The sequence below is a fragment of the Paenibacillus herberti genome (genome assembly GCF_002233675.1).
GTDB classification, from domain to species: domain Bacteria; phylum Bacillota; class Bacilli; order Paenibacillales; family Paenibacillaceae; genus Paenibacillus_O; species Paenibacillus_O herberti.
On the sequence record NZ_NMUQ01000003.1, the window covers coordinates 372240 to 389454 of the forward strand.

Below are 17215 nucleotides of genomic sequence, written 5' to 3' on the forward strand. Positions count from 1 at the left end.
CCTAATGGGAACAAGGTTTTTGTCTTTGAAGGCGGATATCTTATTTAAAAATCCCGTTCTGAACCGCTTGTTTGACCCATTCAGCTGTAGGCGTACCACTCACATGATCCGAGATCGTTGTAGCGGAAGTTCCCGGTTGTGGCATCAACTGCCCGTTCGCTCCGATCCAAGCATACAAACCAGCCAGTCCGGCACTCGTTTCTGCTCCGAGGAATGGTGTAAGCGCCGCTTCAAAATCAGTGGTGGCCAGGGAGTGGAAGTTAACAGGACGGCCAAGCGCTTTACTGAACAGCTCGGCGAGTTGATCACCAGTTACAGCATCAGGAGCATGGACTTGCACGGTTTGGCCAGCAAGCTCAGGGTGCTCAATCGCGTAAACAGCATATTTTGCAGCATCTTCAATGCTGATCCAAGAGATAGGCATTTGCGCTGGAACAGGGTAGGCAAGTACATTCCCCTGCAGGATGCCCGGCAGGCACAGGTTTTCCAAGTACAGCGTCGGCTGCAGGAAAATATAGGGAAGGCCGCTTTGTACAACAGCGTCTTTTAATTGTCTTTTTAGTTTAAGAGCAGTTGTATCGGTTGCTTGCTCAGGAACGAATACATTGGTATTTACGACGAGAAGCTCGGTTTGAGCTGCTTTTGCAGCATCTACGGCATGCTGGATAAAGCGGCTAACCGCAGTGGAATTAAACAATACCGGAAGCTGCAAATAAACGATCGTTGCCGCTTCATGGGCTTTGGCGAGACTTTGGACATTGTCTAGGTCTCCGATGACCGGATTAATGCCGGCGGAGCGGAGTTGTTCCGCTTTTTCATTCGAACGAGCAAGAGCGTGAACTTCATATCCACCCTCGATTAATTTTTGTGCTACAGCTCCGCCTTGAACGCCTGATGCTCCATAAACTAGAACCTGTTTTTTTGTCATGATGAACTTCCTCTCTTTTATATAAATGTTCGGCAAGTTGTCTCGGATTGATTTCCTATGCTATAAACATAATAGTAGATAGATCGTAATTACATAAGTACGCACATTTTTTATATGTAGGATCATTTTTTATACTGGACAGGAGATGAAGCAGAGTGCATGAATCGATAACGGAATGCCCGGTTGAGGTAGCCGTGAAGCTGATTGGCGGGAAGTGGAAAATTGTTATTTTAAATCAATTGGCGTACCACGGGCCTAAGCGGTTCAATGAGCTCAGAAGGACTTTCCCGGATATTACCCAGAGGATGTTGACTTTGCAGCTTCGAGAGCTTGAAGTTGACGGGCTTATCAATCGAAAGATATATCATGAGATCCCGCCTAAAGTGGAATATTCTTTATCCGAGCTTGGAAGCAGTATTCTTCCTGTATTAATTAAGCTGCAGGATTGGGGCTTGTACTACATGGAACAGAAGAAAGAAAATGAGACCGTATAAATTAGAAGCCGCATTTGGTATGCTTATTGAAATGGGATCTGTGAGGTCGGGTGCTTCCAACGATGAAACAAGTGACAATTTATGATATTGCCAGCGAGGCAGGGGTTTCCGTTGCTACAGTTTCGCGGGTACTAAATAATACAGCGCCTGTTAAAGCGAGCACGCGCTCCAAAATTATGAAGCTGATCAAGCAGCATCAATTCCAGCCGAATGCGCTGGCTCGCAGCTTGCTCAAAAAGGAAACGGGAACGATAGGTGTTATCGTCCCGGATATTACCAATCCTTTTTTCCCTGAGGTGTTCGGCGGGATCGATTCCGCGGCACGAGACAAGGGTTTTACCTTTTTCTTGTGTGATACACTCGGCGATTATGATCGTGAATCGCAGTACCTGGATATACTGCGCAAAAAGCAGGTTGATGGCATCATTTTTATGGGCGGCCGCATCAACCTGGCCAAATGCCCGACTGAATTGGTTGAAGAGGTTGTAGAAACAGCAGCCAGAATTCCTATGGTACTTGTCAACGGTAATTTGCCGGGAACGGAGCTGCACCGTGTTGCAGCCGATGAGAGTAAAGGCGCGGCGATGGCCACGCAGTATTTAGTCGAACAGGGCCATAGAGACATCGCTTTTATCGGCGGTCATGATTATACGTCAACGAATGCGCAGAAACTCAGAGCTTTTAAGCGAGTTATGAATCAGAATGGACTTCCTGTGGCCAAAGAACGTATCTTGTACGGGGATTTCACGATGTCCGCTGGAGAACGCTTGATGAAGGAAATTCTCCAGGACTCTTCGCGTCCTCGTCCTACAGCCGTTCTTTGTGTTAATGATTTTACAGCGGTCGGGGCGATAAAAGCAGCGATTAGAGCGGGCATATTCATTCCCGATGATATGTCCATCGTAGGTTTTGACGATATTCCGCTCGCATCGGCTATCTATCCGGAGCTGACATCGGTGAAGCTGCATATGGATCAGCTGGGCAGAAATGCGGTTGATGTTCTCCACAAGCTGATTATGAAGGAAAAAGTGAAGCGAATGACGATTATTGAACCCGAACTGGTCGTCCGTGACAGCACGAAAAAGCTCATTCACCGCGAATAAAGAAACAGCCAGCATCGTTTATCGGATGCTGGCTGTTTCTTCTACTCCATTTGTTTTATGGGAACGGTTGCAAGAATCGGCATCGTCCCTTATAATGGCATCATCGGGATATGCAGGAGGGAATTTCATGAAGTCCAAGAAGGTTACGATTCTCGATGTGGCTCAGCTCGCGAATGTAACCAAGTCGACGGTTTCCCGAGTCGTCAACGATTCGCCTTTGGTCAACGACAAGACCAAGCAGCGGGTATGGAAGGCGATTGAAGAGCTGGGTTATACGCCGAACCGTACTGCGAGATCGCTTGCACTTGGCAAGACGAATGTCATCGGTTTTGTCGTTTCCGAGCAGCAAATTAGCGACGTCGTTTCGAATCCTTTTTTCCCAACCGTGTTGAAGGGGATTACAACCGTTGCCAATCGCGAAGGTTACAATATTCTGTTGCTTAGCTTGAGCGGGCAGGACATCAAATCGTACAGGGAAATTATCCAGCGTCATACTGTGGATGGCTTTTTGATTTTAGGAGGTCCTTCTAACCCGAAGCTCGGTTCGGATCTCGATAAGCTGAAGGTTCCTTATGTTTTCATTGGTAAGCATGATCCTGCAGCTGAACATAGCTATGTCAGCACGGATAATGAAGAAGGCGGTTATATCGCCGGTAAACATCTTATCGAGCTTGGCCACAGCGAAATCCGGTTTATGGTCGGAGAAGTGAAAGGGAGTTTGTTGTCCCATAACATCGAGCGTATCGCGGGCTTCAAGCGTGCATTTGATGAAGCTGGCATGACATTTGCAGAACATCTCGTTGTGAAAGTGCCGACCGATATAGAGAGCGGTTATCATTTTATGAAAAGCTATTTGGCTAAAGACAGACCAAGTGGACTTATTCTGTCTAACGAGGTCACCTCCATGACTTGCTTGAACCTGCTCATCGACGAAGGCATTGCGGTTCCGGAAGAGATGTCGATTGTATCTTTTGGAGATGCCCAGTTTTTCCGCAACACAAGACCTAGCCTGACAACAGTTAGCCAGAGCGTGGAATGGCTTGGCAAAACAGCCATGGAATTGTTGTTGCAACGGATAAGCGGCGAAGTGTCGTATCCGTCCCCAATCGTTCGCAAACCTGAAATTGTCCTGCGCGGCAGTACGAAGAAAATGCGATAAGAGAGTCGCATTTTTTTAAACCCTTTTATGCAACCGTTCCCAATAAATCTGCTCTGAAATATGACTATCATAAATAAAATGAATAATACCATATTTATTTACTTGAATTCCTTATGAAACCGGTTAAATGTAAGCGCTACATAATCATTGAGAGGGGGGATTTCCTGCTAGCTGCTTTCTCTGTTTAGCTCGCTTCATCCGAACGACGATTAGCCTAATTTCGGGAGGGGATTTCACTTGGGAAAAGGATTAAAGCTCGGAATGGTTACGCTCGCTGCTTTGCTTGTCAGCGCCGGATGCTCTGGCAATGTCGCTAAGCCTGAAGAAACTAACGGAAATACGAAAATTACCGTACTGTCTTGGAAGTTCGATCCGGAAAGCGACTCCTGGAAAAGTATCGTATCCGCCTTTAATAAGAAATATCCCAACATCACGGTTAACGCCGTGAACGCCCCGACTTCAGAGATTGATCAGAAAATTACGTCCATGGCCGCAGGAAAACAGCCGCTTGATGTATTGTTTACCGATTCAACTCGCAATTTATCTTTTTCATCCAAAGGACTTCTTGAAGATCTCGGCCCCTACCTGGAAAAGTCGGATATCAATCTCGAAAGGGACTATTACGTTAAAAGCCTGTCGGATCATAAATACCAAGGCAAGCTGCACGGGCTGCCCATTCTGAATATGACTTATTTCATTTATTACAACAAAGATTTGTTCGACGCTGCGAAACTTCCTTATCCGACGAATGACTGGACGATTGACCAGTTTAAAGAGACCGCGATTAAGCTGACAGACGCCAAGAAAAATCAATTTGGCTATAATCTTCGACCGTGGGTAGGCACTCATTTTCTAGCATGGTCCTACGCAATGGGCGGTCAATATTTCTCCGAGGACGGGAAACAGGCTCTCGTCACGAGTCCGGGAAGCGTGAAGGCGATGCAGTTCCTCAAGGACATGGTGTACACGGATAAAACAGCACCTGCACCAACGGCGCAATCGGCGTCGCAAGCGGGCGGCGTTGCATTTGAATCGGGTAACTTGGCGATGAACTGGTCGGGCTCCTGGGATATTGCCGGAACGGAGAAAACACCATCCAAATGGGCGTTCAAATGGGGAGTTGCGATGCCGCCTAAAGGTGAAAACGGGTCTTATCCGATCATAATTTCCAATGCATGGGGCATGTACTCCAAGTCTAAAAACAAAGATGCCGCTTGGGACTTCATCCATTGGTGGATGAGCGATGACGGTCAGAAGGTGCTCGCGGAAAATGGAGAATTCCCAAGTAAAAAGGACATCGCGCAGAAGTATGCGTTCACTCATCTCGATGCGGAAACACGCGACACTGTGTTCAAGACAGCGGAGCTTGGCGTGTCCCGTCCGACGCAATATCCAGCTATGCCGCGCAGCGAAACAACCTTCGGTGCAAAAATGGAAGAAGTGTTAGCGAGTAAAAACTCCGATGTGCCAAAGATTATGGCAAAGGCAAACGAAGAATTGAACGAACTGATTAAAGAGGTCGAAGCCGGCAAATAAGCGACGCAAGGGGTGGTGTTGGATGAAGCGCTCAAGGCGTGCCAGACGTGAAGAGTTGACGGGTTGGCTGATGGCCTCGCCCTGGATTATCGGCTTTCTGTTCCTGACGCTCGGGGCGATGACCTTTTCCCTGGGAATGAGTTTTACGGATTATGATTTTTTCAATAAACCAAGTTTTGTCGGACTCCAACATTACAAACAAATGCTGTTTGAAGACGAGCTGGTGTGGCATTCCATTGGGATTACGACGCTTTACGCCCTTTTTAGTGTGCCGCTCACGCTTGTGCTGGGCTTGCTGCTGGCGATGATCTTGAATCAGAAACTGAAGGGTATCGCACTTTTTCGCACGGTATATTACTTCCCTTCGGTATTGCCGGAGATCGCCACGATTTTCCTGTGGATTCTAGTGTTTGATCCGAGCTTCGGGCTGTTCAATTCCGTCTTAAAATGGTTCAGTATAACCGGTCCGAACTGGCTTGGCAGCATGGAGTGGGCGCTCCCCTCCTTCGTTATTATGAGCCTGTGGGGAGTAGGCGGCGGCATGCTCATTTATTTGGCGGGCTTACAGGGCATTCCGACCGAGCTGTACGAGGCGGCCACGGTGGACGGTTCCAATCGATTCACGACCTTTATGCGCATTACGCTGCCGATGCTGTCCCCGGTTATCTTTTTCAACCTTGTCATGGGCATTATCGGTGCGCTGCAGGTGTTCAACCAAGCTTATATTATGACCAATGGCGGTCCGGCGCGCTCGACGTACTTTTTCATGCTCCATATTTTTTACACGTCGTTCCAGGAATATCGAATGGCTTACGCGAGCGCGTTATCCTGGCTGCTGTTCCTGTATATCGGTCTGCTGACTTTTATCGTTTTCCGATTCGGCGAGAAAAAAGTATTTTACAGTTGAGATGAGGTGAGCGATTTTGTCCGCTTATGCACACCGCAAGACATCAAGCGTCCGGAGAAGTCAGAAGATCATGAACAGCTTTTTATATGTATTACTGACCGCTGGCGGGCTGGTCATTCTGGTCCCTTTCATCTGGATGCTCAGCACCTCTTTGAAAATACCGAGCCAAGTATTCGCATGGCCGATAGAGTGGATTCCGAAACCGGTCAAGTTCAGTAATTATGTGGAAGCATTGTCTATGCGTCCGTTCATCCTGTATTACGGCAACACCTTTTTCATTACGGGACTGGCGGTGCTCGGTCAGGTATTTTCCTCGTCCATTGTAGGTTATTCGCTTGCTCGCCTGCGCTGGCGTGGAAACAATCTCGTGTTCGCTTTGATTATGAGTACGCTGATGCTCCCAGAAATCGTAAGGATGATTCCGACCTTTGTCATCTTCAGCAAAATCGGCTGGGTGGACACCTTTCTTCCACTCATTCTGCCGCATTTTTTTGCCGGTGCGTTCAATGTATTTCTGTTCCGCCAATTTTTCCACAGCCTGCCCAAGGATCTAGATGAGGCGGCTACCGTAGACGGAGCGAGCTTGTTCGGCATTTACTGGAGAATTATTTTGCCATTGTCCAAGCCGGTTATCGGCATCGTTGCGATCAACACCTTCCGGTACAGCTGGAACGACTTCCTGCATCCGCTGATCTATCTCAACGATACGAAGTTATGGACGATTACGCTTGGCCTCCGGGCGTTTCAGCAGGAATTCAACATTGACTGGAATTTGCTGATGGCCGCTAGTGCCACCTCGATGTTGCCTATCCTCATACTATTTGTCATTGCCCAGAAATACTTTATCCAAGGCATCGTGTTTACTGGCGTGAAAGGATGAAATCGAAATGTTGACGCAAGAAGCGATCTACCATGTACCCAAGGATGAATATTGTTATGCTCTTGATTCAACAACGATCCGAGTCACCATCCGAGTCCGCCGTACCGAATTAAAAAGCGGGAAAATATTGCTGACAGACCGTTACGCGCATGAGCGGTTTATGCCTCCTACCGTTTCGTACGATTTGCGCCTGGCAGGCAACGATAAGCTTTTTGATTATTGGTTCGCAGACCTGACGATTGAATCGAGGCGCCCCAAGTATCTGTTCCAACTGTTCGATGGATCGGATGACAATTGGTTCAGCGAGGAAGGTCTGACCGATGTCAGACCGGAGATGAGCTGGTTTGAATTCCCCTATATCGCAGAGGCGGATGTCATCCGCCACCCGGAATGGTTTCAGGAGGCGATATTCTATCAGATCGGCGTAGACCGCTTCTTTAACGGCGACAAAGAGAATGATCCGCCCGGCGTTCTGCCATGGGGAGAGGCGCCCACGATGACGACATTTTTCGGCGGAGATTTGGACGGCATTATAGAAAAGCTGGATTATTTAACGGAACTCGGCATCAATGCTCTTTATTTGAACCCGATTTTCCTGGCGCCGTCGACTTTTAAATATGATACGGCTGATTATTATCAGATCGATCCGCAATTCGGCGGCAATCCAGCGTTTGATCGGCTGCTTGGCGCTTGCCACGAGCGGGGAATCCGCGTCGTTCTGGACGCTGTGTTCAACCACGCCGGACTGCTGTTCGAGCCGTTCCGCAGCGTGATTGAACATGGCCCCCGCTCCGCTTATTACGACTGGTTCTACATCCGAGAGTGGCCGCTCGAAATGGAGGAGCCCAAACAGAGCTACGACACATTCTCCTTTACCGCCCGTATGCCCAAGCTGCGTCATGAGCATCCGGATGTTCGGCGGTACTTGCTGAGCGTCGCGGCCTATTGGACACGCAAAGGCATTGACGGCTGGCGGCTTGATGTCGCCAATGAGATCGATCACGCTTTTTGGCGGGAGTTCCGCCAAGTTGTGCGCGGCATTAATTCCGAGGCGTTCATCCTCGGCGAAGTCTGGCTAGACGGAACCACTTGGCTGCAAGGCGATCAATTCGATTCCATTACGAATTATAGGTTTCGCTCCGCCGTGCTGGACTTTTTTGCCTATGGGAAAATCGGCGTCAGTCAGTTTGACGAAAAGCTGTTCTCTGCTCGAATTCGCTATCGGGCCCAAACGAATCTCGTTATGTTCAATTTAATCGGCAGTCATGACGTCCCGCGAATTCTCGATCTATGCGATGATTCGGCTCAGCGGGTCAAGCTGGCTACTGCTTTTATGTTCGCCTATCCCGGTATTCCAATGATTTATTACGGGGATGAGGTGGCCATGAAGGGAGGTGACTTTGTTCAAGCGCGGCATTGCATGGTGTGGGAGCCGGAACGGCAAAATCGTGAAATGCTGGAGCTATATCGGAGCTGCACGAGATGGAGACGAGAATATGCTCCTTTGGTGGAAGGGGAGTATCGCAAGCTGTTTGCCGACGATGCGCTGGCAGTATACGGATTCGCCCGGGAATTGCCGGGAGAGGCGGTTTGGGCCTTTTTCCATAATGCTCCCGGAGAAGCGGTAATCCGCGTAGAAGCGCCCGAAGGGCTAAGCTTCGTTAATATCGCCACCGGCGAGACGGTGCAGAGCGGCGACGGCGGTCTTGAAGTGAAGCTGGATGCGTTTGGATTCACCCTATTTTATACAAAGACAAGTGGAGGGAATCAATAATGACAACGGTAGAAATGAAGGACACGCAGCTGTATGACAAAATTTTCGGCTCCATTGCCGCTTCCAATATTGGCTCCTCTATGGGAGCAATGGTAGAAACCTGGGACCCCGACCGCATCAAGGAGAAGTACGGGGTGTTGGATAAACTTGAAGGTTACTGCCATTACAAGGCCTATCAACGCAAGCCGGGCACGACGGAGGACGGCATTGAACGCCAGCGCCTTATGGTATCTGCGATCCATGACAAAAATGGAAGAATTACGGCAGAGGATTTGAAGCAGGTATGGCTGCGGGACATTAATCCGGATAACTTCAACGTGCAGATGGAGCCTTGTGATGAAATTTTATATAAGCTGGCTGCTTCAGGCCTTCCAGCGGGTTATGTCGGCAATTATTCCGATTATATGGGAATCGTGTCTTTCGCAAGATCATGCCATCCGATTGGCCTAATCAACGCATGTAATCCGTATCAGGCGTATCTCGATACTTGGGATGTTGGCCGGTTGTACCAGCCGCTTCATGCTTATGGATTGGATTGGTCAACGGTTACTTCGGCTGGCATTGCCGAGGCGATGCGCCCAACAGCTACGATTGATTCAGTGGTGGATGCGGCGATGCGCTATGTTTCCCAGCCGGTTCGCGATGAGCTGGAAAGAGCGCTTGAAGCTTCCAAAAACAAGTCGAGCATCGAAGAGCTGCTGCCTTGGTTCTATGAGCATTATAACGGGGTCGGCACGCCTTATTGCTTCAGTATGGGCAATGAAATTATTACCAAAGCGTTATGTCTGTTCTATGTTGCCAAAGGTGATCCTGAGCAGCTCGTTATCGGTGCAGTAAATTTCGGCCGCGATACGGATTGCCTGGCCGCTGTTGCTTCCGGACTGGGGGGAGCCTTGCGCGGCGCATCAACGCTTCGCAAAGAGTGGATCGAGACGGTGGATGATGCCATGACGACGAATCCTTATACAGTTTCGCGCCGCTCGCTCAGCGAGATGTCGCAGGTCATTTATGAGGGAGTGCTGAACGAGCGTTCCAAAGCGCTGGCGCATGCGGAGGAAGTAGCTTCCTTAATCAAATGAACGGGGAAGCGGAAGAAGCAGCTTTACTAATATAAACGGGGCAGCGCGGAGAAAAGCAATCATTCTGGGTAAAAACAGTTAAGGAGGTGGCTTAAATGATCGTAGCAATCGGAAGCGACCATGCCGGTTATCCGCTAAAGGCCCATATCGTAGAGGCGATGACAGCAGGGGGCATCGAGATCACGGACTTCGGGAGTTATACGCCTGAGCCGGTGGATTTTCCAGATGTGGCGAGACTTGTATGTGATGCCGTGCGGGAGGGGCGGGCTTTTCGGGGCATTATGGTATGCGGCACAGGAGTTGGTGCAGCCATTGCCGCCAATAAGATCCCAGGCATTCGGTCAGCTGTAGGTCATGATAGCTACAGCGCAGTACAATGCGTGGAGCATGATGATGTCAATGTTCTGTGCATTGGCGCACAGATCGTTGGACCTACGCTTGCTGCCGCGTATGTGACCGCTTTTCTCGGTGCGGAGTTCAGTACCGAACCGCATTTTCGCAGGCGGGTGGAAAAGCTCCACGCCCTGGAGCGCACCGCGGCGATGGAATGGCTGGCTTCTGAGGATGGCTTGAAGAAGTCTTAATAGGTTGAGAGACTAGCTGAATAGGAAGCTAGTAAGGCAGTGTAGCGAGTCGGTCCTTCTGTACAAGAAATACGGCATCGCCGTTCTCATTCATTTATGGACGGCTCTGTATGCCATAGACCAACGGAGATCCTTTCTATATAAGTTGTGCTAGAAGAGAAACAGACGAGGAAGCGGAGAGAACCAGTCCTTCTGGACAAGCAATATGGCATCGCCGTCCTCATTCATGGGACGGCTCCATATGCGATGGAACTACGAGAATGAGGCCGATAAGGCCATCTATTCTAGTAGGAGAAGCAACGCGTTCGCATTTGTAGGCGGATTCCCCCCCTTATAAGGGATAGAAATCAAGGAATCGGACTACAAGAGCGATCGGAAGAAGGATTGGTTCGCGGAGCGAGTTTGGCTGTTAAATCTCTAAGCTGCAATTTATATAGCCCCAAAGAATAGTAGAAAATTAATGTATCCCTAGAAATTTCTAGATATAATTAGGCCCATATTCGAATAGTTTAGAGTTATTCAGAACTATTGCGCAGAATAGGGAAGATCTCAGTATGAAATAATTCGTTCCAATTGCCACACTCCTGTTACTAATTGTCAGCCTGCTCATTAATCAATTTGCCGAGCCGCTCAGTGATTTCTGGATGGGGTTAGTTACAGGACTTATTATTACGGGCATCATTTACAGCTTGGCAACTCGCTTTTGGGTAAAAGCCTGACGAAACCGCTTCCATAAAAAACCTTGTTTCTGGCTCACAGAAACAAGGTTTTTTAATGTCGAAGTTTGTAAATTTAAGTGCAATTTTATCCCATTTTAATGAAGTTTGCAGCCAGTTGAGCCGATATAATTCGAACTACGGCTTTTCGAAAGCGAGGAGGGATGAGGTTACTAGTGAAGAGCTCGGCTTCTAGAAAGAACACAGCTTGAACAACACAGCTTGAACAACACAGTGCCATTTGTGGAGGAGAAAAGCTTGAACACAAAGTCAAAATGGTCTGAGATGATTGGCGGGCTGCGAAAGAAGAATCAACCTGCAGTCGAAACGACTTCCATCGAGACCGAGAGCAAGGCTGCTGGGGAATCAGCGGAGCAGTTAAGGCTTAAAGAGGCTTTTGTACTATCGTCGCAGATGGCTGAGTCTTCCTCGAAGCTGGTGAAGGAAACGGAATTCACCAATGACTTGGCGGAAGGGATCGGCTTGGCTATCCAGCAGGTTTCTAATGGGAGCGAAGCGATTGCTTCGAGTGCGAAGGCGAATATGACGATGCTGGAGGAGGTTTCTCTAGGCATGGGTCATATTGCAGAGTTTTCCATCGCGCTCTCTCAAGAGACAGCCGATGTAGCGGACAAAGCTGTCAGCGGCCTTAGCACAATCGAGACGGCGGTCGGGCAGATGAATCGTGTCGCGGAGCATGCGCTATCGCAGGCAGATGCGATGAGTACGATGAATCGGCTCAATGAGGAAATTGAGGGAATTGCACTGGTCGTAGGTGAAATTTCCAGCCAGATTAACTTATTGTCCCTCAATGCAGCCATTGAGGCAGCTCACGCAGGGGAATACGGCCGAGGTTTCTCTGTCGTAGCGGATGAGATTCGCAAGCTTGCCGAGCAGTCCGCTGTCTCAGCCCGCAGCATCGGCAAGACGGCGGCGGATATACGAAGCAATTCCTTAAAGTCGGTCGAGGGTATGAAACGATTCAACGAAGAGTTGGAAAACGGTGTACAGCATGTTAACGCGGCTGGACAGTCGTTTCACCAGATTGTAGATTTAACCGGAAAAGTGTCGGAAAAGGTCCAGGAAATCTCCAGCGTAACTCAGCAGGTGAATGCTGGAACAGAGGAAATTCTTGTCTCGGTCCGCGAAACGACAGATAATACGGAGCTGTCGATGGCTAGCTCCAAGGAGATTGCTTTATGCATAGAGGAGCAGCTCCAGTCCCTTCAGCAGACACTTCAGCTTGCGCGCATGCTTAAGGAGCAAGCTCTCAAGCTGAAGCAGGAGTCGGGGCCAGCATCAACAGCGGATAGGGGATAAGAATGAACACGGAAATGCAGCATGTAGATGAGATTCTGGCACAATTAGCTAATTTTACTGGAGTAAAGGATATTGCCTGCCATCGAATTGCAAACGGCAAGCTTAATCCGGTTCTGAAAACGGAGACCGATCAGCTTGGCATCGAGCGCTGGAAGCAGGTTCATGGAGAGAAACCCGTTTATATCAGCGAAGATCCGCTTCTTACGTCCATATTGAAGGAGCGTAAGACGGTCATCATTGATGACGTCGCCACTGATCCTAGATCACATGAGGAGTTCTTTTTCTTCGGCATCGATAGCCTCATGATTGTTCCGGTCATCCGTGGAGAGGAAGTAGAAGGTTTGCTCATAGCAGCATCCATCGGCAGCAGGTTTGCTTTCACACCGGGACAGGCAGCTGAGGGAGAACGTTTGGCGGCATTGCTTTAGAGAGAGAAGAACGAGAAGGGGTGGGGGATATGATAGTAGCAGAGGCCATTCTTCGTTATTTGAAAGCGCAAGGCGTTGAACATCTTTTTGGAATCCCCGCTGGAATTATAAGTCCAATCTACGATTCGATGATCGATGTTGGCATTAAACCGGTCATTACGAAAAATGAGGCTGGCTCCGCCTACATGGCGGCCAGGTATTCCAGTACGACTGGTAAGCTATCCGTGTGCGCGGGAGCTGGAGCTGTCGGTGTCAGCAATATGATGAACGGCATTGCCGACGCCAAGCGTGCCAAGGCGCCGATGCTTGTCATCGCTGGTGCGATCAACCGCTGGCAGATGGGCAAAGGAGCTATTCAAGAGCTGGATGGCGAACAGATGGTCAAAGTCGTGACGAAGTACAGCGCCACCGTACTCCGCGAGGAGGATGTACTGCCTGAGCTTGACCGCGCAGTGCGTGCAGCGCTGACGCCGCCATGCGGTCCAGTCTATCTGTCCATTCCCATTGATATCCAGCGTGCGATTTTGCCGCAACTTGAGCTGCCGACGCCGCCAGCGTTAGATCCCTCAATTGCTGCTGAACCCCAGCCGGAAGCGCTTGAGCGGGCAGCGGCTCTTATCCGTAACGCTGGTAAAGGCTTGATCATGGTTGGCCGCGGAGGACGTGGCTTTGGGCCACTCATTGAGGAACTGAGCTCCCGGCTCGGATGGCCGGTCATCACAACGCCGGCTGGCAAAGGTGTTATCTCCATCGATTACCCTCTTAACCTGGGCAACTATGGCTTTGCCAGCACGGATGCGGCATCCCGTTATGTAAACGGCAGCGAACCGGAATGTCTGCTCGTACTTGGGACAAGTCTTGGAGAAGCGTCGACATGCAACTTCAATGAAGTGCTCGTTAAGGGACGGTCAGTCATTCATATCGATCTGGATCCATCCGAGATTGGCAAAGTGTTTCAAACGGATGCTCCTGTATGCGGAGATTTGCGGTACGCGCTGCCCTATTTGCTAGATAACTGTGGTCCGGAGAGAATGCCTCAGCAGGTTGAGCGGCCCGTCAATGACGCTTACGAGCGGAATCATACGGGATTGTCGCTGCGACTATTCCTTGAGGGACTTAGCCATGTTTTGCCGGTAGAAACACGTTATGCCTGCGATATTGGTGAGTTCACGAACTTTGCGCTCAAATACCTGTCCGTTCCAGATGAAGGAGATTTCGAGATTAATCTCGATTACGGAGCCATGGGCTCTGCGATTGCAGGAGCCGCGGGTTTAGCTATTGCGGAGCCGGGCAAACCGATCGCTGTGCTGGCGGGAGACGGCTGCTTTTTCATGAACGGCATGGATATTTTGACGGCCAAAGAGTACCGCCTTCCTGTTATCTACATCATCATTAACAATGCCATGCTCTCTTATGTGGAGCGGGGCCAGCAATTCCTGTTCAAGCGTACGCTGCCTGACTACAAGCAGGAGCGGATTTCGATTGCGGCGATGATGGAAGCCGCTGGTGTGCGCTCGATGACGATTGAGAATATGGACGAGCTGTTCCGAATTCAGGACTTCACCTGTAATCTCGATGGTCCATGCGTAATTGAGGTCGTAACGGACGGCAGCGAGCCAGCGCCGATTCTGGATCGGCTGAAGGCGCTTATCAGTCAATAACCATAACCGAGGAGGATTATAATGGGTTCTTTTAATATCAATATCGATCGTACAGGCAAGGTTTTTCATGCAAAGGTAGAAGGAACATTTTCGCCGGAGGACGGCATGGAATCAGTAAAGGCCTATCAGGCAAAAATAGCGGAAATTACGGTTTCGGAGTATGAGATTCACATTGATTGCACGGAGCTGAACGTATCCTCTCCTTCCACACTGCCGATTCTCGAAGCCTGCTTCCAGATGTACAAGCAAGATGGATTCAATAAGGTCGTGCTGACGCTCGCCAAAAACCCGATTCTTAAAATGCAGCTTGGACGCGTTGCGCGCACCGTTGGTCTGGAAAACTGCGAAATTAACGAGGTTTAAAAACCGATTGAGAGAGGAGATTCGCTATCATGACAGCAGTGCGTATTCGCGGTATTGAGATGTACCATCCATCCAATGAGGTGGACAATGAGTATTATATCAATCGTTTTGCCGAGGCGGGAATTCCAGTGTCGGGTCTGCTTAAGGCGCTGGGACGCGAAAAGCGTTTCATCATCGACAACAAGGATGAAAACACGTTCACGATGTCCGTAGCGGCGTCTCGTAAACTGCTCCAGTCCGCAGGCGTATCCGCCGAGGAGCTTGACCTGATCATCTTCACGTCGCAGACGCCGGAATATTTAATTCCTAGCGTGTCCATGAAGCTTCATGCCGCACTTGGAGCTGGTAAAGGGACGATGTGTTACGATATCAACGCCAACTGCGCAGGAATTCTCGTCGCCATGGAGCAGGCAAGTCGTACGATGATGGCGAACCCTCGTGTCCGCAAAGTGCTTGTCGTCGGAGCGGAGCATCTCTCCGTACACAGCACGGACAATCCGGTGTATCATTCCAACTTCGCTGACTCCGCGGCAGCTGTACTGCTGCAGGCTGAAGAAGGCGAAGGCGGCTTCATCGATTCCGTATCCCAAACGAACTCCATGGTTATCGACAACTCCCTGTTCCCGGGAACGGGCTTGTCCAACATGTACCGCGACGGAGTGGCGCCGACGGATGTCCACGTCCAGTTCACGCCGTTCGACGATTCGGTATGTGTTGATTCCGCCGTTGATTGCGTGCGGGAAGTAATGGAGCGTAACGGAGTGAAGGCGGATGAAGTCGGTCACTTCCTGTTCTCGCAATTCTCCGTGGGCAACAACAAACTCGTTGTTGACCGGCTTGGCCTGGATGAGAGCAAAATCCACTATGTCGGCGACAAATACGGTTACACGGCAAGCAACAGCCCGATTCTGGCGCTGCATGACGCCTTGAAAGCCGGCAAAGTTGAGCGCGGTGAGTACCTGGTGTTCTGGACGGTCGGCGCTGGCTGGCAGAATATCGCTTTACTTATGAAATATTAATAGTCATTGTTAAAAACCCTGCTTCGGTTAACCGAAGCAGGGTTTTTTGCATTGAAAAACTAGCAGCTTAGCTTATTTTGGCTAATAGGGCTATTGTATCGGTCATTCTTGATTCAATGAGCATCTCTTATAGTATACAGCTGGTAGATAGTGGAAGTATAGGGCGCGCTTCGCAAAAGTCAACAATAGATGAACATTAAGGAGGTTTTTACATGAATAAATTACCTGAAAACGCATCAGTTAGCGGAAGAGGCTGGTCAATAGGCGTCCTGTTAGTCTTATTTATCTTAGTCGTTATCGTAACAAGCATTTTTAATGATTCTTCCCAACTGGAAAACTCACAGAACGGGAACTCGTCTCCGATCAATATAGCAGTATTTACAGATTTTTATATTTATAATCAGTCGGATTATACATTGGAAACGACGCTGCTGCTCGGAGACTTTGAACCGCCGGGTCCCCGTGTCCACGTTCTTAATCCGGGACAAAGGGATAGCTATCAGGTTGTATACAAAAATAATGAGTACAGGAACGCTTATGTTCGTTATACGGCATCTAGCAGCAATAACGTTTATGTTGACATAACACTGAGAACAAGCGGAAGAGCTACTGATAGAACTATAATAATTACGGCAATTGAGGGGATGTCTTACTCTCAAAACGTCCAAAACTTGTATATCAAAAATAGATATACACCTTGACTAGACCATCGTTGTTTACTGAACCTTAGGAGGTATGAACGAAAATGACCGTAACACCCCGAGATGATCGTAACGGCAGGAACAAGACATCAGTTGGCATTGTTTTAGTCTTGTTTATTTTAGTAGTTATAGTTAGCTCTATCTTTAATAGAACCGCTCAAGCGGAAAGTCCGCAAGAGGATAATTCAATTGGCATCGCTGATTCAAGAGGTTTTAACGTTTATAACGAATCCATCTTCACGTTAACCGTTCCGGCTAACGGCCTGTTTGGAGATTTTGAACGTAAACCGCCTGCTCATACAATTCCTCCAGGTGGAAGTTATAATTACCAGGTTTCAACAAATTTGTATAAAACATCTATAGCAAATATTTATTACAGCTATGAGTATCGGGATGGCGGACAAACGAGAACCGGAAATCTTATCGTGGATTTGGTTGTGGATACGGGATACCACCATGCCGGCGGTGTTGCATACATGAGATTATTCACTACAGGACCGATCAACTATTACAGGAAAGACGAATACTCCACGGATGTACGGATTAGAAACTGATCAGGGAGG

17 protein-coding genes are annotated in these 17215 nt (G+C 49.0%); 16 read left to right on the plus strand and 1 reads right to left on the minus strand.

Annotated elements, in window-relative coordinates; translation table 11 throughout:
• Positions 1–40: 40 nt before the first annotated feature.
• Positions 41–928 carry an SDR family oxidoreductase gene (locus CGZ75_RS21150; RefSeq protein WP_089526250.1) on the minus strand — a complete coding sequence of 296 codons (888 nt, stop codon included), beginning with the start codon at positions 926–928 and terminating at the stop codon, positions 41–43.
• 155 nt (positions 929–1083) lie between these two features.
• Here CGZ75_RS21150 and CGZ75_RS21155 point away from each other — a divergent pair, with 155 nt between their 5' ends.
• The 16 genes from CGZ75_RS21155 (at position 1084) to CGZ75_RS21230 (ending at position 17206) form a co-directional block, all read left to right on the plus strand.
• Positions 1084–1422 carry a winged helix-turn-helix transcriptional regulator gene (locus CGZ75_RS21155; protein WP_089526251.1) on the plus strand — a complete coding sequence of 113 codons (339 nt, stop codon included), beginning with the start codon at positions 1084–1086 and terminating at the stop codon, positions 1420–1422.
• A gap of 62 nt (positions 1423–1484) precedes the next feature.
• A complete protein-coding gene (locus CGZ75_RS21160) occupies positions 1485–2525 on the plus strand; it encodes a LacI family DNA-binding transcriptional regulator (RefSeq protein WP_089526252.1) in 1041 nt (346 codons plus the stop codon).
• 127 nt (positions 2526–2652) lie between these two features.
• The gene (locus CGZ75_RS21165; RefSeq protein ID WP_176444950.1) at positions 2653–3684 is read left to right on the plus strand and encodes a LacI family DNA-binding transcriptional regulator; all 1032 of its coding nucleotides are present in this window, start codon (positions 2653–2655) and stop codon (positions 3682–3684) included.
• A 237-nt stretch (positions 3685–3921) separates the two neighbouring features.
• Positions 3922–5220, plus strand: coding sequence for an ABC transporter substrate-binding protein (locus CGZ75_RS21170; protein WP_089526254.1), 1299 nt, complete (start codon positions 3922–3924; stop codon positions 5218–5220).
• A gap of 22 nt (positions 5221–5242) precedes the next feature.
• Positions 5243–6127 carry a carbohydrate ABC transporter permease gene (locus tag CGZ75_RS21175; protein ID WP_089526255.1) on the plus strand — a complete coding sequence of 295 codons (885 nt, stop codon included), beginning with the start codon at positions 5243–5245 and terminating at the stop codon, positions 6125–6127.
• Positions 6128–6197: 70 nt separating this feature from the next.
• Complete coding sequence (locus CGZ75_RS21180) at positions 6198–7007, plus strand: carbohydrate ABC transporter permease (protein WP_217900093.1); 810 nt, start codon at positions 6198–6200, stop codon at positions 7005–7007.
• Positions 7008–7014: 7 nt separating this feature from the next.
• On the plus strand, positions 7015–8781 hold the full coding sequence (locus CGZ75_RS21185) for a glycoside hydrolase family 13 protein (RefSeq protein ID WP_089526256.1): 1767 nt from the start codon (positions 7015–7017) through the stop codon (positions 8779–8781).
• Complete coding sequence (locus tag CGZ75_RS21190) at positions 8781–9860, plus strand: ADP-ribosylglycohydrolase family protein (RefSeq protein ID WP_089526257.1); 1080 nt, start codon at positions 8781–8783, stop codon at positions 9858–9860. Before CGZ75_RS21185 ends, CGZ75_RS21190 begins: the two co-directional genes overlap by 1 nt.
• Before the next feature lie 95 nt (positions 9861–9955).
• A complete protein-coding gene (rpiB, locus tag CGZ75_RS21195; RefSeq protein WP_089526258.1) occupies positions 9956–10444 on the plus strand; it encodes a ribose 5-phosphate isomerase B in 489 nt (162 codons plus the stop codon).
• A 974-nt stretch (positions 10445–11418) separates the two neighbouring features.
• The gene (locus CGZ75_RS21200) at positions 11419–12480 is read left to right on the plus strand and encodes a methyl-accepting chemotaxis protein (RefSeq protein ID WP_141136858.1); all 1062 of its coding nucleotides are present in this window, start codon (positions 11419–11421) and stop codon (positions 12478–12480) included.
• 2 nt (positions 12481–12482) lie between these two features.
• Complete coding sequence (locus CGZ75_RS21205) at positions 12483–12908, plus strand: GAF domain-containing protein (protein WP_089526260.1); 426 nt, start codon at positions 12483–12485, stop codon at positions 12906–12908.
• A gap of 29 nt (positions 12909–12937) precedes the next feature.
• Positions 12938–14569 (plus strand): thiamine pyrophosphate-binding protein, encoded by a 1632-nt coding sequence (locus CGZ75_RS21210; protein WP_089526261.1) that lies wholly within the window; start codon positions 12938–12940, stop codon positions 14567–14569.
• A gap of 21 nt (positions 14570–14590) precedes the next feature.
• On the plus strand, positions 14591–14932 hold the full coding sequence (locus CGZ75_RS21215; protein WP_089526262.1) for a hypothetical protein: 342 nt from the start codon (positions 14591–14593) through the stop codon (positions 14930–14932).
• Positions 14933–14961: 29 nt separating this feature from the next.
• Positions 14962–15951 carry a ketoacyl-ACP synthase III gene (locus CGZ75_RS21220; protein ID WP_089526263.1) on the plus strand — a complete coding sequence of 330 codons (990 nt, stop codon included), beginning with the start codon at positions 14962–14964 and terminating at the stop codon, positions 15949–15951.
• Positions 15952–16163: 212 nt separating this feature from the next.
• Positions 16164–16652, plus strand: coding sequence for a hypothetical protein (locus CGZ75_RS21225; RefSeq protein WP_089526264.1), 489 nt, complete (start codon positions 16164–16166; stop codon positions 16650–16652).
• A gap of 44 nt (positions 16653–16696) precedes the next feature.
• Entirely contained in the window at positions 16697–17206 is a 510-nt protein-coding gene (locus CGZ75_RS21230) for a hypothetical protein (protein ID WP_089526265.1), read from the plus strand.
• Positions 17207–17215: the final 9 nt, after the last annotated feature.

What these genes read in the sequence shown, in the direction of transcription:
- CGZ75_RS21160 (WP_089526252.1), top strand. Translation starts at nt 1,485, where the DNA reads ATGAAACAAGTGACAATTTATGATATTGCCAGCGAGGCAGGGGTTTCC.
- CGZ75_RS21220 (WP_089526263.1), top strand. Translation starts at nt 14,962, where the DNA reads ATGACAGCAGTGCGTATTCGCGGTATTGAGATGTACCATCCATCCAAT.
- CGZ75_RS21150 (WP_089526250.1), bottom strand. Translation starts at nt 928, where the DNA reads ATGACAAAAAAACAGGTTCTAGTTTATGGAGCATCAGGCGTTCAAGGC.
- CGZ75_RS21210 (WP_089526261.1), top strand. Translation starts at nt 12,938, where the DNA reads ATGATAGTAGCAGAGGCCATTCTTCGTTATTTGAAAGCGCAAGGCGTT.
- CGZ75_RS21175 (WP_089526255.1), top strand. Translation starts at nt 5,243, where the DNA reads ATGAAGCGCTCAAGGCGTGCCAGACGTGAAGAGTTGACGGGTTGGCTG.
- CGZ75_RS21205 (WP_089526260.1), top strand. Translation starts at nt 12,483, where the DNA reads ATGAACACGGAAATGCAGCATGTAGATGAGATTCTGGCACAATTAGCT.
- CGZ75_RS21165 (WP_176444950.1), top strand. Translation starts at nt 2,653, where the DNA reads ATGAAGTCCAAGAAGGTTACGATTCTCGATGTGGCTCAGCTCGCGAAT.
- CGZ75_RS21215 (WP_089526262.1), top strand. Translation starts at nt 14,591, where the DNA reads ATGGGTTCTTTTAATATCAATATCGATCGTACAGGCAAGGTTTTTCAT.
- CGZ75_RS21230 (WP_089526265.1), top strand. Translation starts at nt 16,697, where the DNA reads ATGACCGTAACACCCCGAGATGATCGTAACGGCAGGAACAAGACATCA.
- CGZ75_RS21185 (WP_089526256.1), top strand. Translation starts at nt 7,015, where the DNA reads ATGTTGACGCAAGAAGCGATCTACCATGTACCCAAGGATGAATATTGT.
- CGZ75_RS21190 (WP_089526257.1), top strand. Translation starts at nt 8,781, where the DNA reads ATGACAACGGTAGAAATGAAGGACACGCAGCTGTATGACAAAATTTTC.
- CGZ75_RS21180 (WP_217900093.1), top strand. Translation starts at nt 6,198, where the DNA reads ATGAACAGCTTTTTATATGTATTACTGACCGCTGGCGGGCTGGTCATT.
- CGZ75_RS21225 (WP_089526264.1), top strand. Translation starts at nt 16,164, where the DNA reads ATGAATAAATTACCTGAAAACGCATCAGTTAGCGGAAGAGGCTGGTCA.
- rpiB (WP_089526258.1), top strand. Translation starts at nt 9,956, where the DNA reads ATGATCGTAGCAATCGGAAGCGACCATGCCGGTTATCCGCTAAAGGCC.